The organism is Lysinibacillus sp. NPDC058147 (assembly GCF_042884205.1).
In the GTDB taxonomy this organism is placed as follows: Bacteria; Bacillota; Bacilli; order Bacillales_A; family Planococcaceae; genus Lysinibacillus.
Map to the genome: position 1 here is coordinate 145,986 of NZ_JBHVUJ010000008.1, position 23,387 is coordinate 169,372.

Annotated in this window: 20 protein-coding genes; all 20 read left to right on the forward strand. The window is 39.5% G+C overall.

What is annotated here, in order from left to right; all coding sequences use genetic code 11:
* Nucleotides 1-6: 6 nt before the first annotated feature.
* The 20 genes from rpoB to rpsC all read left to right on the forward strand — a co-directional run bounded on the left by rpoB (nucleotide 7) and on the right by rpsC (nucleotide 23,386).
* Nucleotides 7-3,582, forward strand: coding sequence for a DNA-directed RNA polymerase subunit beta (gene rpoB / locus ACFVT8_RS20390; RefSeq protein WP_387084979.1), 3,576 nt, complete (start codon nucleotides 7-9; stop codon nucleotides 3,580-3,582).
* Between the two features lie 421 nt (nucleotides 3,583-4,003).
* A complete protein-coding gene (gene rpoC, locus ACFVT8_RS20395; protein ID WP_387084981.1) occupies nucleotides 4,004-7,690 on the forward strand; it encodes a DNA-directed RNA polymerase subunit beta' in 3,687 nt (1,228 codons plus the stop codon).
* Nucleotides 7,691-7,828: 138 nt separating this feature from the next.
* A complete protein-coding gene (locus tag ACFVT8_RS20400) occupies nucleotides 7,829-8,077 on the forward strand; it encodes a ribosomal L7Ae/L30e/S12e/Gadd45 family protein (RefSeq protein WP_387084983.1) in 249 nt (82 codons plus the stop codon).
* A gap of 98 nt (nucleotides 8,078-8,175) precedes the next feature.
* Nucleotides 8,176-8,595: a 30S ribosomal protein S12 gene (rpsL, locus tag ACFVT8_RS20405; RefSeq protein WP_008181595.1), complete on the forward strand. Its 420-nt coding sequence runs from the start codon at nucleotides 8,176-8,178 to the stop codon at nucleotides 8,593-8,595.
* Nucleotides 8,596-8,742: 147 nt separating this feature from the next.
* Nucleotides 8,743-9,213: a 30S ribosomal protein S7 gene (gene rpsG, locus ACFVT8_RS20410; protein WP_132362681.1), complete on the forward strand. Its 471-nt coding sequence runs from the start codon at nucleotides 8,743-8,745 to the stop codon at nucleotides 9,211-9,213.
* Nucleotides 9,214-9,255: 42 nt separating this feature from the next.
* On the forward strand, nucleotides 9,256-11,334 hold the full coding sequence (gene fusA, locus ACFVT8_RS20415) for an elongation factor G (RefSeq protein ID WP_323654732.1): 2,079 nt from the start codon (nucleotides 9,256-9,258) through the stop codon (nucleotides 11,332-11,334).
* 139 nt (nucleotides 11,335-11,473) lie between these two features.
* Entirely contained in the window at nucleotides 11,474-12,661 is a 1,188-nt protein-coding gene (gene tuf / locus ACFVT8_RS20420; RefSeq protein ID WP_387084986.1) for an elongation factor Tu, read from the forward strand.
* 202 nt (nucleotides 12,662-12,863) lie between these two features.
* Complete coding sequence (locus tag ACFVT8_RS20425; protein ID WP_387085043.1) at nucleotides 12,864-13,547, forward strand: response regulator transcription factor; 684 nt, start codon at nucleotides 12,864-12,866, stop codon at nucleotides 13,545-13,547.
* A 6-nt stretch (nucleotides 13,548-13,553) separates the two neighbouring features.
* Nucleotides 13,554-14,570, forward strand: coding sequence for a sensor histidine kinase (locus ACFVT8_RS20430; RefSeq protein WP_387084988.1), 1,017 nt, complete (start codon nucleotides 13,554-13,556; stop codon nucleotides 14,568-14,570).
* A gap of 96 nt (nucleotides 14,571-14,666) precedes the next feature.
* Nucleotides 14,667-15,428 carry an ABC transporter ATP-binding protein gene (locus ACFVT8_RS20435; protein ID WP_132362691.1) on the forward strand — a complete coding sequence of 254 codons (762 nt, stop codon included), beginning with the start codon at nucleotides 14,667-14,669 and terminating at the stop codon, nucleotides 15,426-15,428.
* Entirely contained in the window at nucleotides 15,418-17,382 is a 1,965-nt protein-coding gene (locus ACFVT8_RS20440) for an FtsX-like permease family protein (protein WP_387084990.1), read from the forward strand. The genes ACFVT8_RS20435 and ACFVT8_RS20440 overlap by 11 nt, the downstream gene beginning before the upstream one ends.
* Nucleotides 17,383-17,541: 159 nt before the next feature.
* A complete protein-coding gene (locus ACFVT8_RS20445) occupies nucleotides 17,542-18,858 on the forward strand; it encodes a Na+/H+ antiporter family protein (RefSeq protein ID WP_387084992.1) in 1,317 nt (438 codons plus the stop codon).
* A gap of 369 nt (nucleotides 18,859-19,227) precedes the next feature.
* Nucleotides 19,228-19,536, forward strand: coding sequence for a 30S ribosomal protein S10 (gene rpsJ, locus ACFVT8_RS20450; RefSeq protein ID WP_004233624.1), 309 nt, complete (start codon nucleotides 19,228-19,230; stop codon nucleotides 19,534-19,536).
* Between the two features lie 45 nt (nucleotides 19,537-19,581).
* Nucleotides 19,582-20,211, forward strand: a complete 630-nt coding sequence (rplC, locus tag ACFVT8_RS20455; protein WP_142509896.1) for a 50S ribosomal protein L3 — start codon at nucleotides 19,582-19,584, stop codon at nucleotides 20,209-20,211.
* A gap of 26 nt (nucleotides 20,212-20,237) precedes the next feature.
* Complete coding sequence (gene rplD, locus ACFVT8_RS20460) at nucleotides 20,238-20,861, forward strand: 50S ribosomal protein L4 (RefSeq protein WP_012296062.1); 624 nt, start codon at nucleotides 20,238-20,240, stop codon at nucleotides 20,859-20,861.
* Complete coding sequence (gene rplW, locus ACFVT8_RS20465) at nucleotides 20,861-21,145, forward strand: 50S ribosomal protein L23 (protein WP_053482811.1); 285 nt, start codon at nucleotides 20,861-20,863, stop codon at nucleotides 21,143-21,145. The genes rplD and rplW overlap by 1 nt, the downstream gene beginning before the upstream one ends.
* A gap of 47 nt (nucleotides 21,146-21,192) precedes the next feature.
* Nucleotides 21,193-22,023: a 50S ribosomal protein L2 gene (rplB, locus tag ACFVT8_RS20470; protein WP_036124661.1), complete on the forward strand. Its 831-nt coding sequence runs from the start codon at nucleotides 21,193-21,195 to the stop codon at nucleotides 22,021-22,023.
* A 60-nt stretch (nucleotides 22,024-22,083) separates the two neighbouring features.
* Complete coding sequence (rpsS, locus tag ACFVT8_RS20475; RefSeq protein ID WP_036151954.1) at nucleotides 22,084-22,362, forward strand: 30S ribosomal protein S19; 279 nt, start codon at nucleotides 22,084-22,086, stop codon at nucleotides 22,360-22,362.
* A gap of 22 nt (nucleotides 22,363-22,384) precedes the next feature.
* Nucleotides 22,385-22,729, forward strand: a complete 345-nt coding sequence (rplV, locus tag ACFVT8_RS20480) for a 50S ribosomal protein L22 (RefSeq protein WP_004233639.1) — start codon at nucleotides 22,385-22,387, stop codon at nucleotides 22,727-22,729.
* 3 nt (nucleotides 22,730-22,732) lie between these two features.
* Nucleotides 22,733-23,386, forward strand: a complete 654-nt coding sequence (gene rpsC, locus ACFVT8_RS20485) for a 30S ribosomal protein S3 (protein ID WP_049662850.1) — start codon at nucleotides 22,733-22,735, stop codon at nucleotides 23,384-23,386.
* The last annotated feature ends 1 nt before the right edge of the window (nucleotide 23,387 follow it).

Below are 23,387 nucleotides of genomic sequence, written 5' to 3' on the forward strand. Positions count from 1 at the left end.
TGAGGGGTGAATGAGTTGACAGGTCAACTAGTTCAGTATGGACAACACCGCCAGCGTAGAAGCTTTGCGCGTATTAACGAGGTGCTTGAGCTTCCAAATCTGATTGAGATTCAAACGGCGTCTTACGAGTGGTTCCTTGAAGAAGGTTTACGTGAAATGTTCCGTGACATTTCGCCGATCGAGGACTTTACAGGTAATCTTTCATTAGAATTCATCGATTATTCATTAGGAGATCCTAAGTATGATGTCGATGAGTGTAAAGAGCGAGATGTTACTTACGCAGCTCCATTACGTGTGAAAGTACGTCTTTACAACAAAGAAACAGACGAAGTGAAGGAACAGGATGTCTTTATGGGTGACTTCCCATTAATGACAGAGACAGGTACGTTCATTATCAATGGTGCTGAACGTGTTATCGTTTCACAATTAGTTCGTTCTCCAAGTGTGTATTTCCATGATAAAACTGATAAAAACGGTAAGAAAGGTTTCGGAGCGACAGTTATTCCTAACCGTGGTGCATGGTTAGAATATGAAACTGATGCGAAAGATGTAGTATACGTGCGTATTGACCGTACTCGTAAGCTACCAGTAACTGTGTTACTTCGTGCACTAGGCTTCGGTTCAGACCAAGAAATTATCGATATTATCGGTGATAATGAATATTTACGTAATACGTTAGAAAAGGATAACTCTGAAAGTACTGAAAAAGCACTTTTAGAAATCTATGAACGTTTACGTCCAGGTGAGCCACCAACAGTTGAAAGTGCGAAGAGTTTATTATACTCTCGTTTCTTCGATGCAAAACGCTATGATTTAGCGAATGTTGGTCGCTATAAAATGAATAAAAAGCTTCATATCAAAAATCGTTTATTTAACCAAACGATTGCTGAAACGCTTGTAGATCCAGAAACAGGCGAAATTTTAGTAGAGAAGGGTACAGTTCTTGACCGTCGTACTTTAGATAAAATCTTACCGTATCTAGAAGATACATCAAAAGGTATCGGTTACCGCACTTTATCACAAGTAGGTGGAGTGCTTGAGGATGACGTAACAATCCAGTCTATTAAAATTTATGCACCGAAAGATGAAGCGCAAAAAGAAATCAATATTATTGGTAATGCGTACATCGATGAAGAAGTGAAGAATGTTACACCTGCTGATGTACTATCTTCAGTAAGCTATTTCTTCAACTTACTTTACCAAGTAGGGGCAACAGATGATATTGACCATTTAGGTAACCGTCGTCTACGCTCTGTTGGTGAGCTTTTACAAAACCAATTCCGTATCGGTTTATCTCGTATGGAACGTGTAGTACGTGAACGTATGTCTATTAACGATACAGCTGCTATCGTACCACAGCAATTAATTAATATTCGTCCGGTAATTGCGTCAATTAAAGAGTTCTTTGGTAGCTCTCAATTATCACAATTCATGGACCAAACAAACCCATTGGCAGAGTTAACGCATAAACGTCGTCTATCTGCATTAGGACCTGGTGGTTTAACACGTGAGCGTGCTGGTTTCGAAGTACGTGACGTTCACTATTCTCACTATGGTCGTATGTGTCCAATCGAGACACCAGAGGGTCCAAACATTGGTTTAATCAACTCATTATCTTCATTTGCCAAAGTAAATAAATTCGGATTCATTGAAACACCTTATCGTCGTATTGACCACGAAACAGGGCAAGTAACGGATCAAATTGATTACTTAACAGCAGACGAAGAAGATAACTACTATGTAGCACAAGCGAATTCTCCATTAAATCCTGATGGTTCATTTGCTAAAGAAGAAGTAGTAGGTCGTTTCCGTGGGGATAATACAGTATTTAATAAATCGCAAATGGACTACATGGACGTATCTCCTAAACAAGTAGTGTCAGCTGCGACTGCATGTATCCCGTTCTTAGAAAACGATGACTCGAACCGTGCACTTATGGGTGCCAACATGCAACGTCAAGCAGTTCCACTTCTTAACCCAGAAGCACCATTCGTTGGTACTGGTATGGAACACGTTGATGCGCGTGACTCAGGTGCGGCTGTAGTAGCGAAATATGATGGTATTGTTGAGCACGTTGAAGCTCGCTCTATCCATGTTCGCCGTATTGAAGTCGTAGACGGTAAAGAGGTTAAAGGCGATTTAACAAAATATAAATTACAAAAATTCATTCGTTCTAACCAAGGTACTTCATACAACCAGCGTCCACTTGTAAAAGTTGGCGAACGTGTGAAACCTCGTGACATTTTAGCAGATGGTCCATCTATGGAAAATGGTGAACTTGCTCTTGGTCGTAACGTACTTGTTGCGTTCATGACTTGGAACGGCTTTAACTATGAGGATGCTGTTATCATGAGTGAACGCCTTGTAAAAGACGATGTTTATACATCTGTTCATATTGAAGAATATGAATCAGAGTCTCGTGATACAAAATTAGGACCTGAAGAAATCACTCGTGATATTCCAAACGTTGGGGAAGATGCACTTCGTAACTTAGACGAACGTGGTATCATCCGCATCGGTGCAGAAGTCCGTGACGGTGACATTCTTGTAGGTAAAGTAACACCTAAAGGAGTTACAGAATTAACTGCTGAAGAACGCTTATTACACGCTATCTTCGGTGAAAAAGCTCGTGAAGTTCGTGATACTTCATTACGTGTACCACATGGTGCGGGCGGTATTATTCTTGACGTAAAAGTATTTAATCGTGAAGATGGCGATGAGTTGCCACCAGGTGTTAACCAATTAGTTCGTGCTTACATTGTTCAAAAACGTAAAATTCGCGTAGGGGACAAAATGGCCGGACGTCACGGTAACAAAGGGGTTATCTCTCGTATCTTACCGGAAGAGGATATGCCATTCATGCCAGATGGTACTCCTGTTGATATCATGTTAAACCCACTTGGTGTACCTTCTCGTATGAACATCGGACAAGTTTTAGAGCTACACTTAGGTATGGCTTCACGTTACTTAGGCGTTCATATGGCAACTCCAGTATTTGATGGTGCCAACGAGGAAGATGTTTGGGAAACAATGGAAGAAGCAGGCATGAACCGCGATGGTAAAACAATCCTGTATGATGGACGTTCAGGTGAACCATTCGATAACCGTGTATCAGTTGGTGTCATGTACATGATCAAACTTGCTCACATGGTTGACGATAAACTTCACGCACGTTCAACTGGTCCTTATTCACTTGTTACTCAACAGCCACTTGGTGGTAAAGCACAGTTCGGTGGACAACGCTTTGGTGAGATGGAAGTATGGGCACTTGAAGCATACGGTGCTGCTTATACACTTCAAGAAATTTTAACGGTTAAATCCGATGACGTTGTTGGTCGTGTGAAAACATACGAAGCAATCGTTAAAGGTGAAAGTGTACCAGAGCCAGGCGTTCCTGAATCATTCAAAGTATTGATTAAAGAACTTCAATCTCTTGGTATGGATGTAAAAATGTTAACAGTCAATGATGAAGAGGTAGAGCTTCGCGACTTAGACGAAGAAGACGATCTTCAGCCAGCTGATGCACTTAACATTGCACCACAGCAAGAAACAGAAGAAGAGCCAGTAGAGTCTTTTGAATAATGGAAAACGTTAGTTCACATTATTGTGAACACGGTCAAAGTTATTTTTCAAATTAGTCGGGCAGGATTCAACGCCCTGTCCGGCTTTTCTTTTAACTTCTTTCAGCAGAAGTCTCCCATCTCAATAGGTGTGAGATGAATGCGGATCTAGTTGTTTTCAGCGGGTGTCCAAACACCTGTAGCTGACGCTTCGCTTTCGCTACAAAAAACACTTGCTGAAAGAAGTTAAAGCCTCCGGCGGATGTCACGGAATCGGCTTTGTGCAAACACAAAGCCGATTCCGGACACAATTATGCCGAGGCATAATTGATTAAATCATTCTATTTTTAATCCTTTGCCAAAGAGACATGATTCTTGCAAACGATTATCGAGCTGCGTAAAAGAGTCTTTATAAAGACCTATACTAGAGGGAGGTAGGCTCCTTGATAGACGTTAATGAATTTGAATATATGAAAATTGGTTTAGCTTCTCCTGACAAGATTCGTTCTTGGTCATACGGTGAAGTCAAAAAACCTGAAACAATCAACTATCGTACTTTAAAACCTGAAAAAGATGGTTTATTCTGTGAGCGTATTTTCGGTCCAACTAAGGACTGGGAGTGTCATTGTGGTAAATACAAACGTGTACGCTATAAAGGCGTAGTTTGTGATCGTTGTGGAGTTGAAGTAACACGCGCCAAAGTTCGTCGTGAACGTATGGGCCACATCGAATTAGCAGCACCAGTATCTCATATCTGGTATTTCAAAGGTATTCCTAGCCGTATGGGTCTTATTTTAGATATGTCCCCACGTGCATTAGAAGAAGTAATTTACTTTGCTTCTTACGTTGTCATCGAACCAGGTGCTACAAACTTAGAAAGCAAACAACTTCTATCTGAAAAAGAGTACCGTGCATATCGCGAAAAGTTCGGCAACACATTCGAAGCATCTATGGGTGCAGAAGCAATTAAAAAATTATTAGGCAAAATTGATCTTGAAGATGAAACTCATTCTTTAAAAGAAGAGTTGAAATCAGCACAAGGTCAACGACGTACACGTGCCATTAAACGTCTTGAAGTTGTTGAATCATTCCGTAACTCAGGTAACTCTCCTGAATGGATGATTTTAGATGTACTACCAGTTATTCCACCGGAACTTCGTCCGATGGTACAATTAGATGGTGGTCGTTTTGCAACTTCTGACTTAAACGATTTATATCGTCGTGTAATCAACCGTAATAACCGTTTAAAACGTTTATTAGACCTTGGTGCTCCAAGTATCATCGTACAAAACGAAAAACGTATGTTACAAGAAGCTGTTGATGCATTAATCGATAACGGTCGTCGTGGTCGTCCTGTAACAGGTCCTGGTAACCGTCCATTAAAATCACTTTCACATATGCTGAAAGGTAAACAAGGTCGTTTCCGTCAAAACTTACTTGGTAAACGTGTTGACTATTCTGGTCGTTCGGTTATCGTAGTAGGTCCAAACTTAAAAATGTACCAATGCGGTCTGCCAAAAGAAATGGCAATTGAATTATTCAAGCCTTTCGTAATGAAAGAGTTAGTAGAACGTGGTCTTGCACATAATATTAAATCTGCTAAACGTAAAATCGAGCGTTTAAACAACGACGTATGGGACGTTTTAGAAGATGTAATTCGTGAGCATCCAGTATTACTAAACCGTGCACCTACGCTTCACCGTCTAGGTATTCAAGCGTTTGAACCAACACTAGTTGAAGGTCGTGCTATTCGTCTTCACCCATTAGTATGTACAGCTTATAACGCTGACTTCGACGGTGACCAAATGGCGGTTCACGTACCATTATCAGCAGAAGCACAAGCAGAAGCTCGTCTTCTAATGCTTGCAGCACAAAATATCCTGAACCCGAAAGACGGTAAACCAGTTGTAACACCATCTCAAGATATGGTATTAGGTAACTACTACTTAACACTTGAGCGTGAAGCAGCTCGTGGCGAAGGAACAATTTTCTATGGTCCAAACGAAGTGTTAATTGCATATGATACAGGTAATGTTCACTTGCATACTCGTATTGCGATTAAAGCAAGTTCGTTAAATAACCCAACATTTACTGAGGAACAAAATAATATGTTCCTATTAACGACTGTTGGTAAAGTAATCTTTAACGAAATCTTGCCTAAATCATTCCCATTCATTAACGAGCCAACTGCATTCAATTTAGAAGAAGAAACACCAGACAAGTACTTTGTTAAGTTAACAATTGATGAAGAAACGTTAAAAGAGCTTGAGGCAGATGCTGCTTATAATGGACTTGATGAAAAAGGTAAAGTTGAAGCACAACGCACAGCTGTACTGCGCAAACACTTTGCATCAGTACCAGTTGTAAACCCATTCCGTAAAAAATTCTTAGGTAATATCATTGCTGAAGTATTTAAACGTTTCCACATCACTGAAACATCTAAAATGCTTGACCGTATGAAGAACCTTGGATTCAAATATTCAACACGTGCTGGTATTACTGTAGGTGTATCTGACATCGTCGTATTACCAGATAAAGGCGAAATTTTAGCGGTAGCTCAAGAAAAAGTAGATAAAGTTCAAGCGCAATTCCGTCGTGGTTTCATCACGGAAGATGAGCGTTATGATCGCGTTATCTCAAGCTGGAGTGCTGCGAAAGATGAAATTCAATCGAAGCTGATGAAATCGCTTGAGAAAACAAACCCAATCTTTATGATGTCTGACTCAGGTGCCCGTGGTAACGCATCTAACTTTACACAGTTAGCTGGTATGCGTGGTCTGATGGCCAACCCGGCTGGTCGTATCATCGAACTTCCAATTAAATCTTCATTCCGTGAAGGTTTAACGGTATTAGAGTACTTCATCTCAACTCACGGTGCTCGTAAAGGTCTTGCCGATACAGCCCTAAAAACTGCCGATTCTGGTTACTTAACACGTCGTCTTGTTGACGTAGCACAAGATGTTATCGTTCGTGAGGATGACTGTGGAACTGACCGTGGTTTAACAATTGGTGCGTTAATGGAAGGCACAGAGCTAATTGAAGCGTTAGACGAACGTATTATCGGTCGTCATACGAAGAAAACAATTATGCATCCAGAAACAGGTGAAGTGATCTTAGAAAAAGATGGCTTAATCGATCAAGATATCGCACGTGCGGTTATCGAGGCTGGTATCGAGGAAGTAACAATCCGTTCAGCATTCACATGTAATACAAAACATGGTGTATGTAAAAAATGTTACGGCATGAACTTGGCAACAGGTGAAAAGGTTGAAGTTGGGGAAGCAGTTGGTATTATTGCAGCTCAATCAATCGGTGAACCAGGTACACAGTTAACAATGCGTACATTCCATACAGGTGGGGTTGCCGGGGATGACATTACACAAGGTCTTCCACGTATCCAAGAGATTTTTGAAGCACGTAATCCTAAAGGTCAATCAGTTATTTCTGATATCGCAGGTACTGTTTCAGACATCACTGAGATCCGTGAAGGTCTAAAAGAGATTACAATTGAAGGTGAAGTAGAAACACGTAAATACGCAGCACCTTACAATGCTCGTCTAAAAGTACAAGAAGGCGACTTTGTAGAACGTGGTCAAGTATTAACAGAAGGTTCTATCGATCCAAAACAATTGTTAAAAGTCAAAGACGTTTCAACAGTTCAAGAATACCTGTTAAAAGAAGTACAAAAAGTATACCGTATGCAAGGGGTAGAAATTGGAGACAAACATATCGAGGTAATGGTTCGCCAAATGCTTCGTAAAGTACGTGTAATCGAAGCTGGTGATACAGAATTATTACCAGGCTCATTACTAGATATTCACCAATTCTCAGAAGCAAATGCAGATGCTGTCCTAAATGGCAAAAACCCTGCAACTTGTCGTCCTGTTATCCTAGGTATTACAAAAGCTTCTCTTGAAACAGAATCATTCTTATCCGCTGCATCATTCCAAGAAACAACTCGTGTGTTAACGGATGCTGCTATTAAAGGAAAACGTGATGAGCTTCTAGGTCTGAAGGAAAACGTAATTATCGGTAAACTTGTTCCGGCAGGTACTGGTATGCAACGTTACCGTCAAATCCGTATTGAAAAAGATGAGCTTGACACAGAAGACTTAGTTTCTGCTGAATAATCATAAAAATAAGTGCCGAAGAGATGTATTTTTATCATCTCTTCGGGCTTTTTAAAGATATTAGTTGACAGTCGAAATTGGTAATGATAATATATTGAAGGTTGATAGTTAACTGTCTGTACTTCGGAGGATATGAAAATGTCTTATGATAGAGTAAGGGATAGTCAAACAATCATAGGTACAAAGCAAGCAGTAAAAGCAATGCGAGCCGGTTCAGTGAAAGAACTTTTTGTGGCACTCGATACAGACAATTGGGTAACCGATTCGGCCATATCTTTCGCGAGAGAAATCGGTATACCAGTTACTCTTGTTGAGTCGAAAAAGGAACTGGGCAAGGCCTGTGGAATCCATGTTGGAGCTGCAGTAGTTGCGATTACTGTAGAGTAGTTTTTGTGTATTAAACACAAAGACTTTGTTTTTACCCAAAAAATGAACCACCTGGATGTGTGGTATTAACAAGGAATAAATGAAGGGAGGATAAATCGATGCCTACAATTAACCAATTAGTACGTAAGCCTCGTCAATCTAAAAGCACGAAATCAAAATCACCAGCGTTAAACAAAGGATATAACTCATTTAAAAAATCTTTAACTGACGTTAAATCTCCACAAAAACGCGGAGTTTGTACTCGTGTAGGTACAATGACACCTCGTAAACCAAACTCAGCGTTACGTAAATACGCTCGTGTACGTTTAACTAACCAAATCGAGGTAACAGCTTATATCCCAGGTGAAGGCCACAACTTACAAGAGCACAGTGTTGTTCTTATCCGTGGCGGACGCGTAAAAGACTTAGCGGGTGTTCGTTACCATATCGTACGTGGAGCTCTTGATACAGCTGGTGTAAACGGTCGTTTACAATCACGTTCTAAATACGGAACAAAACGCCCTAAAGAAAAAAAATAATTTAACATTATTGAGCGTTGCTTAATAATGAGCCAAGTAGTTGTCGAAAATTTCTAATCTCGCTAGCGGATTGGAAATTTTTGCGACAAATATGGCGAGATAATTCTTATAAAATAAATCGATAATTATTCGAAAGGAGGAAAACACATGCCTCGTAAAGGTCCTGTTTCCAAACGTGACGTGTTACCAGATCCAATTTATAGTTCAAAACTAGTAACTCGTTTAATTAATAAAATGATGGTTGATGGTAAAAGAGGTACTTCTCAAAAGATTTTATACGGTGCGTTCGATCTAGTTAAAGAACGTTCTGGTCAAAATCCAATTGAAGTATTCGAAGCTGCTCTAAATAACGTAATGCCAGTTCTTGAAGTACGCGCTCGCCGTGTTGGTGGTTCTAACTACCAAGTACCAGTAGAAGTACGTCCAGAACGTCGTACAACTTTAGGTCTTCGTTACCTAGTTAACTACGCTCGTCTTCGTGGTGAAAAAACTATGGAAGAGCGTTTAGCTAACGAAATCCTTGATGCTTCTAACAACACTGGTGCATCAGTTAAAAAACGTGAAGATATGCACAAAATGGCAGAAGCGAACAAAGCATTCGCTCACTACCGTTGGTAATCTAAACATCGCATAAGCCCAATATGGAAGGAGAAATACCTTATGAAACGCGAATTCTCTCTAGAGAATACTCGTAATATTGGGATCATGGCTCACATTGATGCTGGTAAAACAACAACTACTGAGCGTATCCTTTATTACACAGGTAAGATTCACAAAATCGGTGAAACTCACGAAGGCGCTTCTCAAATGGACTGGATGGAACAAGAGCAAGAACGTGGTATCACAATCACTTCTGCTGCGACAACAGCTCAATGGAACGGCCACCGTGTAAACATCATCGATACTCCTGGACACGTAGACTTCACTGTAGAAGTTGAACGTTCACTACGCGTACTTGATGGTGCTGTAACAGTTCTTGATGCTCAATCTGGTGTTGAACCTCAAACTGAAACAGTATGGCGTCAAGCTACAACTTACGGCGTTCCACGTATCGTGTTCATTAACAAAATGGATAAAACAGGTGCAGACTTCCTATATTCTGTAGGAACTCTACACGAACGTTTACAAGCAAACGCTCACCCTATCCAATTACCTATCGGAGCTGAAGATCAGTTCTCAGCAATCATTGACTTAGTTGAAATGAAAGCTACTTTCTACGGCGATGAAAAAGGTACAGCAGTGACTCAAGGCGAAATCCCTGAAGAACACCGCGCACAAGCTGAAGAATACCGTGAAAAATTAATCGATGCTGTTGCAAGTGTTGATGAAGAAATCATGGAGAAATATTTAGAAGGCGAAGAAATTTCTGTTGCTGAACTTAAAGCGGCTATCCGTCGTGCTACGATCGCAGTAGAATTTTACCCAGTAATCTGTGGTACAGCATTCAAACACAAAGGCGTACGCCCAATGTTAGATGCAGTTATCGATTACTTACCATCTCCATTAGATGTACCAGCAATTAAAGGTACTGATGTTGATGGTGACGAGGAATTAGAACGTCATTCTTCAGATGAAGAGCCATTCTCAGCTCTTGCATTTAAAGTTATGACTGACCCATTCGTAGGTAAGTTAACTTTCTTCCGTGTGTATTCTGGAACTTTAGAATCAGGTTCATACGTACAAAACTCTTCTAAAGGTAAACGTGAACGCGTAGGCCGTATCCTACAAATGCACGCAAACTCTCGTGAAGAGATTTCTAAAGTATTTGCTGGGGACATCGCAGCAGCAGTAGGTCTTAAAGATACTACTACTGGTGATACTCTATGTGACGAGAAAAACCTAGTTATTCTTGAATCAATGGAATTCCCTGAACCAGTAATTTCTCTTTCTGTAGAACCAAAATCAAAAGCTGACCAAGATAAAATGGGTCAAGCTTTACAAAAACTTCAAGAAGAGGATCCAACTTTCCGTGCTCACACTGACACAGAAACTGGTCAAACAATCATCTCAGGTATGGGTGAGCTTCACCTTGATATCTTAGTTGACCGTATGCGCCGTGAATTTAAAGTAGAAGCTAACGTAGGTGCTCCAATGGTATCTTACCGTGAAACATTCCGTAGCTCTGCAAAAGTTCAAGGTAAATTCACTCGCCAATCTGGTGGTCGTGGACAATACGGAGACGTAACGATTGAGTTCTCTCCTAATGAAGAAGGTAAAGGCTTTGAATTCGAAAACGCTATCGTTGGGGGTGTAGTACCTCGTGAATACATTCCTGCAGTAGAAGCTGGTCTTCGTGACTCTCTTGACCGCGGTGTAGTAGCTGGTTACCCACTTATCGACATTAAAGCGAAATTAGTATTCGGTTCTTACCATGACGTTGACTCGAATGAGATGGCGTTCAAAATTGCTGCATCTATGGCTCTTAAAGAAGCTGCTAAACAATGTGATGCAGTTATCTTAGAACCAATGATGAAAGTAGAAGTTGTAATTCCAGAAGAATACCTTGGTGATATCATGGGTAACATTACTTCTCGTCGCGGACGCGTTGAGGGTATGGAAGCTCGCGGTAACTCTCAAGTTGTTCGTGCAATGGTTCCTTTATCGGAAATGTTTGGTTATGCAACAACTCTTCGTTCAGCAACACAAGGTCGCGGTGTATTCTCAATGACATTCGATCATTATGAAGAAGTACCAAAATCAATCGCTGCTGAAATCGTCAAAAAAAATAAAGGTGAATAATTGAATTTTCATCTTGCATAAAGTATAACTAATTTGTAAGCTATGATTGTGGGATGGTGGATGGGCCCGTTCGCCATCAGCAATCATTCTATAAATTTTTAAAAAATATAAACATATAATTTTGAGGAGGCAATCTCTAATGGCTAAAGAAAAATTCGACCGTTCAAAAACGCATGCTAACATTGGTACAATCGGACACGTTGACCATGGTAAAACTACTTTAACTGCTGCAATCGCAACAGTTCTTTCTAAAAAAATGGGTGGGGAAGCTAAATCATACGCTGATATCGATAACGCTCCAGAAGAAAAAGAACGTGGTATCACAATCAATACTTCTCACGTAGAATACGAAACTGATACTCGTCACTATGCACACGTTGACTGCCCAGGACACGCTGACTATGTTAAAAACATGATCACTGGTGCTGCTCAAATGGACGGCGGTATCTTAGTAGTATCTGCTGCTGACGGCCCAATGCCACAAACTCGTGAACACATCCTTTTATCTCGTCAAGTAGGTGTTCCATACTTAGTAGTATTCATGAACAAATGTGATATGGTAGACGACGAAGAATTATTAGAATTAGTAGAAATGGAAATCCGTGACCTACTTTCTGAATATGACTTCCCAGGTGATGATCTTCCTGTAATCAAAGGTTCTGCTCTTAAAGCTCTTGAAGGCGAAGCAGAATGGGAAGAAAAAATCATTGAATTAATGGACGCTGTAGATTCTTACATCCCAACTCCAGAACGTCAAACTGACAAACCATTCATGATGCCAGTAGAGGACGTATTCTCTATCACTGGTCGTGGTACAGTTGCAACTGGCCGTGTTGAACGTGGTCAAGTTAAAGTTGGTGACGTTGTTGAAATCATCGGTATCACTGAAGAAGCTAAATCTACAACTGTAACTGGTGTAGAAATGTTCCGTAAATTATTAGACTACGCTGAAGCTGGTGACAACATCGGTGCTTTACTTCGTGGTGTAGCTCGTGAAGAAATCCAACGTGGTCAAGTATTAGCTAAACCAGGCTCAATCACTCCACACACTAACTTCAAAGCTGAAGTTTATGTTTTATCAAAAGAAGAGGGTGGCCGTCATACTCCATTCTTCTCTAACTACCGTCCTCAGTTCTACTTCCGTACAACTGACGTAACAGGTATCTGTAACTTACCAGAAGGCGTTGAAATGGTAATGCCTGGCGATAACATCGAAATGACAGTAGAACTTATCGCTCCAATCGCTCTTGAAGAAGGTACTAAATTCTCTATCCGTGAGGGTGGCCGTACTGTAGGCGCTGGCGTAGTTGCTTCTATCCAAAAATAATTTTAGCGCAAGCTAAATTTCCAAACCAATCTGTAGGGACGCTTACAGATTGGTTTTTTTGTGTTAAAATAAGGAAATGATTGTAGGTAATACAATTTTAATTAGATTATTTTATGTATACATAGTAGGCTAAATACCAAAAAAAGATGAAATATACCCACATGATAACAGTGAGAATAGAAAGGAGAAATCGCTTATGGGGATGAAAATATTGCTGATTGAAGATGATCCATCAATTTTCGAAATGATTCAAACTCGCTTTGCGCAGTGGTCGCTTCAGGTTGTGGGGCCAAAAGATTTTCAAAAGGTGATGGATGACTTTATTGAACAAAAGCCACAACTTGTATTGATTGACATTCAGCTTCCAGCCTACGATGGTTTTCATTGGTGTCGTGAAATACGTCATATCTCAAAGGTGCCAATTCTTTTTCTATCTTCACGAGACCACCCAATGGATATGGTAATGGCAATGCAAATGGGTGCAGATGACTTTGTACAAAAGCCTTTCCATATGGAGGTATTACTAGCAAAGGTACAAGCTATTTTACGCCGAACATATGATTATATGGAAGAATCAATGGATGTCACACGGTTTAATGGTGCAGTTATTGACTATGCACGCAGTGAAATTATGTATGAGGGTAACCTTGTTTCATTAACTAAAAATGAACTATTTATTCTACGCATTTTAGTAGAGAAGGTCGATCAAATAGTTTCTAGAGATGATTTAATGAGAAAGTTATGGGATGATGAGCGCTTTGTTAATGATAATACATTGTCGGTAAATGTTAATCGATTACGTACTAAGCTTGAGGATATAGGTTTACAAGAAGCGATTTTAACTAAAAAGGGACTTGGTTATATGGCTGTAACACAAGGGACGTGAGTGACAATGTTAATGTTATTTTTTAGAGAACGCCTTGCATGGATAGGCTTTGTCGTTTTTATCATGGTTATTATCAATGTTTTATTCTCTTTAGATGCTGGATTAGAGGGAATATCTATTTCGTATATGAATATTAGTGTGCTTATTAGTTTTATAATCTTTCTAATTTGGCGATATGTTGTAGAAGTAAGACAGTTGAAGGATTTCCTGGGAAATGTGGAAATCCAACTGGATGATGTGCATAGCAAAAGTTTGGCTTTATCACCTTTTCAAACGGCATACCTTACGAAGATTGAAGATGTTTTTTATGACAAGAACACAGAGTTAAATCAAGCAAAGGTACAGCTGCAAGAATATTCGGATGAACTCCTCGCATGGGTTCATGAAGTAAAGGCGCCTTTAACTTCAATTAATTTAATGCTGGATCACGTAGATGATTTGACACTACGTCGTAAATTAGAGACTGAGTGGTTAAGACTACATTTATTGGTTGATCAGCAGCTACACCAAACACGTTTATCTTCTATTGAAAAAGATAATTATATGACAGAGATCGAGCTAAGAACTGTGGTCTATAAGGAAATAAGAGCATTGCAGGCATGGTGTATTGAAAAAGGTATCGGTTTCGATGTTGAAGAGTTAACAGAGGCAGTGATGACGGATGGTAAATGGCTAGCCTTTATAATCCGACAAATTCTGTCCAATGCCATTAAATATAGTCCTGCAAATTCAGAGGTATTTATTTTTACGGAAATAGATGCAACTGGAGCAACACTATTACATATAAAAGATGAAGGTATTGGTATTCGTAAGGAGGATCTACCTCGAATCTTTCATAAATCGTATACAGGGACAGCTGGAAGAGAGTCAGCACAATCTACAGGTATGGGTCTATACTTAGCACATAATGTGGCACAGAAAATCGGCGTTCGTATTACTGTCCAATCCAGTATTGGTAAAGGTTCGATATTTACATTACGTTTTCCATTGCAAAATGAATATGTCAAACTAACAGGTAGATGACGAAATTGTCACCTACCTTTTTATATTGTCATGTAAAACACACGAATCAGAGAAGAAGACAGGGTACACTTGAACTATAGAAAGGGGCGTTTACAAGTGGCAGTTTTAATTGGTCGTAAAGTAAAAAAAGTATATGGCAAAAAATCAACAGCCCAAGAGGTTTTAAAGGGCATCGATTTAGAAGTTAATAAAGGTGAATTTGTTGGCATTATGGGACCTTCTGGATCTGGGAAGACAACACTTTTAAATGTGTTGTGTTCAATTGACTTTGCAACTGAAGGTGTTATTGAAATAAATGGTCAAAACTTGCGTGGTATGAAGGAGAAGGCGTTAGCTAATTTCCGTCGCGAACAATTAGGATTCATATTTCAAGATTATAATTTGTTAGATACGCTTACGGTAAAAGAAAATATTCTACTACCTTTAGCTATAGGTAGACTACCCAAGGCTGTTGCAGAGAGTCGCTTAAAAGAGCTTACGCATTTATTAGGTATTACTGAGATTTTAAATAAATATCCAAACGAAATATCAGGTGGTCAAAAGCAACGTACATCAGCAGCTCGTGCTCTTATTACAAATCCGTCGCTTGTATTCGCTGATGAGCCTACAGGGGCACTTGACTCAAAATCAGCCACTGCACTTTTGAAAAATCTACAAAGTATTAATGAGTCAAAAAAAGCAACGATTATGATGGTTACACATGATGCAGTAGCAGCGAGTTTTTGTACACGTGTCTTATTTTTGAAGGACGGGCTCATTTATAGTGAGCTATATAAAGGAGATAAAACGAGACAAGCATTTTTCCAAGAAATTATGCATACGCAAAGTGTGCTAGGCGGTGACGGCTATGAGTCTTAGTAAGCTCGTGTTACGCAGCATGAAGAAAAATATGAAGCACTATTATTTATATTTTTTCGCACTTATTTTTAGTGTTACTTTATATTTTTCTTTTGTGACATTGCAAAATAATGCTGAAGTACTCTCTACAGTCGAGAAGAGCGGTACGGCCAAAGCGGGGTTTTCTGCGGCAACATATATGCTGTATTTTATTGTGTTGTTCTTCGTCCTATATGCCAACCATCTCTTTATGAAGCGTCGTAGTAAGGAGATAGGATTGTATCAGCTAATAGGGATGACGAAGGGACTTATCGTACGTTTATTAGCGGTAGAAAGTATCCTCTTGTTTGTAGGCGCGGTCATTTTAGGTATGCTTGCAGGGTTTTTTAGTTCGCGCTTATTTGCAATGATTTTACTGCGCGTACTCGAAAAAGAGGCACTTGTGACGATGACATTTAGTACAGAGGCATTACAGCAGTCTATCGTAGTATTTGCCATTCTACTAGTAATTGTACTTGTGCAAATGGCTTGGATGATTTATCGCGTATCATTACTATCATTATTCAGTGCTTCCAAGCAAGCCGATGAGCGCGTAAAACGTTTCAGTCCTTTACAAATGGTTATTGGTTTTTTGGGACTTGTATTCATTGCATATGGCTACTATGCATCAACTAAGCTTTTCGATATAAACTCTCATGGTAATTTAACGCTTAATATGATTATTATTTTAGCTACTACCATTGGTGGAACGTTCCTTGTTTTCCGTTTCTCTGTAGCATTTATTATGAATTCAATTCGTCTTAAGAAAAATGGACATTTAACTGTCCGTGATGTATTAGCATTAACTCCGATTATGCATCGTATGAAAGGTAATGCGAAATCCTTAACGCTTATAACGGTTTTAACGGGTGTTTCACTTGGGCTTACAACTTTAGCTTATATTTCGTATTATTCATCAGATTCGTCGGCATATAGTCAAGTACCTGGTGATTATGTATTACTTGAAGATAAGGACCAGGAATTTTTAAAGAAGCTAGAAGAAAATAATATTGCTTTTAATAAAAGCGATTACCGATTACAGAGTGTTTCAGCTTCGTTTACACAATTATTATCTGAAAGTCAGCAAAATGAGGATAATCCCCTTTTTGGTTTAAAAGGAATCATTTATATAATTCCACTTTCTGATTATCAACAAATTGATCCTGAAGCTGCCGTTTCGGATAATGATGTTATATTAACAAATTATGGTGGTTATATGGCGGAGATGTTTCCGCTTGAAAAGGATCGTGATGTAGTTGTCACTACAGGAGGTTCAGAGGAGGCAACTAAGGAAGAAACGCTTCATGTCAAAGACGTTCGACATGAAAGTATTATAAGTGGTACTGTGACTTCTGGGCCTGGGGGACCAATTTTCGTAGTTTCAGATGCACTGTTTGAAAAGTTAGCTGCTAATGGTGTACCTGATATGTGGAATAAACAAACTACTATAAATCTAAAGAATAAAAGTGATTTAGCTCTAGCAGAGAAATTATATATGCAATCAAATGGCGAAAACTACTTTATACAATCCTATGAAGAAGAACGGAAAGAGAATATTGAAACATTAGGAATTACGATATTTGGCGTAGCATTTTTAGGCTTAGCATTTTTAGTGACAACGGGTAGTATTTTATACTTTAAGCAAATGTCTGAGGCTGAAGAGGAGCGAGATTCTTATACGATATTAAGAAAGATTGGCTTCGCTGAAAAAGATATTATGAAAGGTATTTATATGAAACAAGCCTTTAATTTTGGTGTTCCATTAATAATAGGGCTGCTTCATAGTTACTTTGCTGTAAAGTCAGGATGGTTTTTATTCGGCTCAGAATTAACTGCACCATTATGGATTGCTATGAGCTGCTATATAGCGTTATATGCTATTTTCGCTGTACTTTCCGTTGGTTATTATAAAAAGGTCATTCGTGAATCATTATAATAGGAAGAAATCTAAAACAGTATGATTAGGTCATGCTGTTTTTTTGTCGTTTAAATTTAGAAAATTATTATAGGGGTATAAAAATATCTTGACTTTCGACTATTAGAGGATTAAAGTTTAATGTATTAGTAATCTAGTGTACGAAAGTGAAGTGTTGAAATGAACGCAGTAATTGTGGCAGTAGCTGTCATGTTAATATTAAGCTTGCTCCGTATCAATGTTGTTCTTTCTCTTGTTTTGGGGGCCTTTGCAGGAGGTCTAACAAGCGGCATGGGTATTGAAGCAACTGTACAATCATTTACAGAAGGATTAGGAGCAGGTGCAACGATTGCTTTAAGTTATGGATTGCTTGGTGGCTTCGCTATTGCTATTTCAAAAACAGGAATTCCTGAATTAATGATTGCAGGGATTTTAAAGATATTAAATAAAAACGGTACAAGTAATCGAAAAGGTTTAGTAAAGGTTTTAATCTTCTTGCTGATCTTTATGATGTCTATTTTCTCACAAAATTTAATCCCAATTCATATAGCCTTTATCCCATTATTGATACCGCCACTCTTAAAAGTTTTAAATATGCTAGAAGTTGATCGACGAATCATCGCAACATTAATTGCTGTTGGTTTAATAGGGACATATAGTTTCGTTCCTGCTGGCTTCGGGGCTATATTCCAAGACATCGTTTCTACGCAAGTAACTAAGGCAGGTATGGAGGTAACTTCCCGTGATGTACCAGTAGCGATGGCTATACCCGCTCTAGGGATGCTAATTGGGTTATGTGTAGCCTTCTTCGTTTACCGAAAGCCTCGACAATACAAAAATAATGATGTGGAGACAGAGTCTTTAAATGTTAATGTTAGTAAGTTTGTTATTGTTTCAACGACTTTGGCTTTAATTGTCTCACTATGCGCACAAATTTATACTGATTCGATGATTGTAGGTGCTTTTGCAGGCATTATGATTATGTATTTTACTGGTGCACTTAAATGGAAAGAAGCAGATGAGATTCTTTCTGAGGGAATGAAGATGATGGCCTTCATTGGTTTCGTTATGATTGCAGCAAATGGCTTTGCATCTGTTATTAACGCCACAGGTCATGTAGATAGCTTAATTAGTGGTTCGATAAACATTCTTCGAGGGAATACGAGTTTAGCTATATTTATTATGTTGGTCATTGGTTTAATTGTGACGATGGGGATTGGATCATCCTTTGCGACAGTACCCATTATCGCAACCTTGTTTGTTCCTCTTGCGCAAGGTTTAGGCATGAGTCCTTTGGCAATTATTTGTCTAATAGGTACAGCAGGCGCTTTAGGTGACGCTGGCTCTCCTGCTTCAGATTCTACTCTTGGACCAACTGCAGGTTTAAATGTTGATGGACAGCATAATCACATTTGGGATACATGTGTGCCAACGTTTATTTTTATTAACATCCCACTTATTATATTTGGCTGGGTTGCATGTGTGTTCTTCTTATAAAGTAATAGTAAGAGCGGTTTCTAAATATTAGAGACTGTTTTTTTTACATATTGGCATTGTATAATTGTTAGAAATGTCCGAAAACGTTGGTATAATAGCCTTATGTGTTGCAAAGTACATTGAAATTTTATATACTAGTAAACGGCTTAGATAAGCGAGAAATATTAGTAGTAAGAATATCTACAACATTTAAAAGAATTTAGCGAAAAGACTTGCTTATTCTTTTTTTATTGTGTATAATGTTGAATGTTGGTCTTTGACTGCGATGAAACGAGAGGTTGCCGACACACCCGGCCGCTTTGCCATGGCGGTGTGTGGGAGAATTTTCGTGGAGAATGTCTAGAAAATAGGCGAGAAGGAGGGAAAATAATGGCAAAACAAAAGATTCGTATTCGTTTAAAAGCGTATGATCACCGTATTTTAGATCAGTCTGCTGAAAAAATTGTGGAAACTGCAAAACGTTCAGGTGCAAGTGTATCAGGTCCGATTCCACTTCCAACTGAGAAGTCTGTGTACACAATTCTTCGTGCTGTTCACAAGTACAAAGATTCTCGTGAACAATTCGAAATGCGTACGCATAAACGTCTGATCGATATCGTTAACCCAACACCACAAACTGTTGATGCGTTAATGAAACTTGATTTACCATCTGGCGTTGATATCGAAATCAAACTTTAATGGTAAAAAATATAACTTTTTTAAAACTTACAGGAGGTGTGACAAATGGCTAAAGGAATCTTAGGTAGAAAAATTGGTATGACACAAGTTTTCGCTGAAAACGGCGATTTAATTCCGGTAACAGTTATCGAAGCTGCTCCAAACGTAGTACTTCAAAAGAAAACTGTTGAAACAGACGGCTACGAAGCGATCCAAGTTGGTTTCGAAGACAAGCGTGTTAAGCTTTCTAACAAACCAGAACAAGGTCACGTAGCAAAAGCGAACACTGCTCCTAAGCGCTTCATTCGTGAATTCCGCAACGTAAACGTGGGAGAATACGAAGTTGGTCAAGAAGTCAAAGTAGAAATTTTCGCAGAAGGCGATGTAATTGATGTAACAGGTGTTACTAAAGGTAAAGGTTTCCAAGGTGTAATTAAACGCCATGGTCAATCTCGTGGTCCTATGGCCCACGGTTCTCGTTACCACCGTCGTCCTGGTTCAATGGGTCCAGTTGCTCCGAACCGCGTATTCAAACAAAAGAAATTACCTGGTCAAATGGGTGGCACTGTAGTTACAATCCAAAACTTAGAAATCGTGAAAGTTGATGCGGAACGTAACTTACTACTTGTTAAAGGTAATGTTCCTGGTTCTAAAAAAGCTCTAGTTACAGTTAAAACTGCAATTAAAGCTAAGTAATCACCTAAGGAAAGGAGGAAACAGGAATGACAAAAGTATCTGTACTTAGTCAAACAGGTGCTTCAGTTGGTGAAATCGAATTAAACGATGCGATTTTTGGAATCGAGCCAAATGAAGCAGTATTATTCGACGCTGTAGTAGCACAACGCGCTTCTCTTCGTCAAGGTAATCACAAGGTTAAAAACCGTTCTGAAGTTGCTGGTGGTGGTCGTAAACCATGGCGTCAAAAAGGAACTGGTCGTGCTCGTCAAGGTTCTATCCGTTCTCCACAATGGCGCGGTGGTGGTATCGTATTCGGTCCAACTCCACGTAGCTACTCTTATAAATTACCGAAAAAAGTTCGCCGCTTAGCTCTTAAATCAGCTTTATCAGCTAAAGTAGTAGAACAAAACTTCTTAGTTCTTGATGCTCTTACACTAGCAGCACCAAAAACAAAAGAATTCACAAAAATCCTTAAAGATCTTTCTTTAGAGAAGAAATCTTTATTCGTAACTGCTGACCTAGATGAAAACGTAGCATTATCTGCTCGTAACATCCCTGGTGTAACAGTTTTAACTGCAAATGGAATCAACGTTCTTGATCTATTAGGTCATGAAAAAGTTGTATTCACAAAATCTGCAGTAGAAAAAGTTGAGGAGGTGCTTGGATAATGGAAGCACGTGATATTTTAAAACGTCCAGTCATTACTGAGCGTTCTTCAGAACTTATGGCAGAGAAAAAGTATACTTTCGAAGTAGACACTCGCGCTAACAAAACTCAAGTAAAAGACGCTGTAGAAGAAATCTTTGGTGTAACAGTTGAGAAAGTAAACGTTCTTAACTACAAAGGTAAATTCAAACGCGTTGGCCGTTATGGTGGTTACACTAACAAACGTCGTAAAGCGATTGTTAAATTAACTGCTGATAGCAAAGAAATCGAATTATTCGAAATGTAATCCTTTATGGATTTATGATTTGAACAATCAAGAAGGAGGGAAACACAATGGCGATTAAAAAGTATAAACCTACCTCTAATGGTCGTCGTAATATGACGTCTTTAGACTTTGCGGAAATTACAACTAACAAGCCTGAGAAATCATTGCTTGAACCAACTAAACGCAAAGCTGGTCGTAACAACCAAGGTAAAATCACTGTTCGTCATCATGGCGGTGGACATAAGAAGCAATACCGTGTTATCGATTTCAAACGTGTAAAAGATGGCATTCCGGCTAAAGTTGCTACTATCGAATATGATCCAAACCGTTCTGCGAATATCGCATTAATCAACTACGCTGATGGAGCAAAAGCTTACATCTTAGCACCAAAAGGTCTAGAGGTTGGTCAAACAATCGTTTCTGGTCCAGATGCTGATATTAAAGTAGGTAACGCATTACCATTAGCAAACATTCCAATGGGTACAACTATCCATAACATCGAGTTAAAACCTGGTAAAGGTGGACAATTAGTACGTTCTGCTGGTACTTCTGCTCAAGTACTTGGTCGTGAAGACAAATACGTAATCGTTCGTCTACAATCTGGTGAAGTACGTTTAGTGTTAGCTACTTGCCGCGCTACAATCGGTCAAGTTGGTAACGAACAACACGAACTAGTACACATCGGTAAAGCAGGTCGTAGCCGTTGGTTAGGTAAACGCCCAGAAGTTCGTGGTTCTGTAATGAACCCTAACGATCACCCACACGGCGGTGGTGAAGGACGTTCTCCAATCGGACGTAAATCACCAATGACTCCTTGGGGTAAACCAGCACTTGGTTACAAAACTCGCAAGAAGAAAAACAAATCGGATAAATTCATCATCCGTAGTCGTAAAAAATAAAGTGGTTAAACTACGGTTCTATGTGAGAGCCGTGGTGGAATCACGGAGGGAGGTTCCTACATGGGTCGCAGCTTGAAAAAAGGACCTTTTGTTGATGACCACTTAATGAAAAAAGTGGAAGCGCAAGAGGCTTCTGAGAAAAAACAGGTTATTAAAACTTGGTCTCGCCGTTCTACAATCTTCCCGAACTTCATCGGTTTAACGATTGCTGTTTATGATGGACGTAAACACGTTCCTGTATACGTAACAGAAGATATGGTTGGCCATAAACTTGGTGAGTTCGCACCGACACGTGCTTACAAAGGTCACGGTGCAGACGACAAGAAAACAAGACGCTAATTTTGAGAGGAGGTAAATCCTAATGACACAAGCTAAAGCTATCGCTCGTACTGTTCGCATTGCTCCTCGTAAAGTCCGTCTAGTTGTAGACTTAATTCGAGGTAAGCAAGTTGGTGAGGCAGTTGCAATTTTACGTCATACTCCAAAAGCGGCGTCTCCAGTCGTTGAAAAAGTATTAAAATCTGCAGTTGCTAACGCTGAACACAACTACGATCTTGACATCAACTCTTTAGTAGTTTCTGAAGTTTTCGTTGATGAAGGTCCAACATTAAAACGTTTCCGTCCACGTGCACAAGGACGTGCAAGCGCAATTAACAAACGCACAAGCCACATTACTCTAGTGGTATCTGAGAAGAAGGAGGGTTAATCCGTGGGTCAAAAAGTACATCCAATAGGACTACGCGTTGGTATTATTCGTGACTGGGAGTCAAAATGGTACGCTGAAAAAGACTATGCAACTCTACTTCACGAAGACATCAAAGTGCGTAAATATATTGAAACGGCTCTTAAAGACGCTTCTGTTTCTAAAGTAGAAATCGAACGCGCTGCAAACCGTGTAAACATTACAATTCACACTGCGAAACCAGGTATGGTAATCGGTAAAGGTGGTTCTGAAGTTGAAAATCTTCGTAAATACCTTAGCGATTTAACTGGTAAACGTGTACACATCAACATTATCGAAATCAAACGTGCTGATCTTGACGCTCGTCTAGTAGCTGAAAATATCGCTCGTCAATTAGAAAACCGTGTATCATTCCGTCGTGCGCAAAAGCAAGCGATCCAACGCACAATTCGTGCTGGTGCAAAAGGAATTAAAACACAAGTATCTGGTCGTTTAGGTGGCGCTGATATCGCGCGTGCTGAACACTATAGTGAAGGAACTGTTCCACTTCATACTCTACGTGCTGACATCGACTATGCACACGCAGAAGCTGACACTACTTACGGTAAATTAGGCGTTAAAGTATGGATCTACCGTGGTGAAGTTCTTCCTACGAAGAAATCTGTGGAAGGAGGCAAATAAT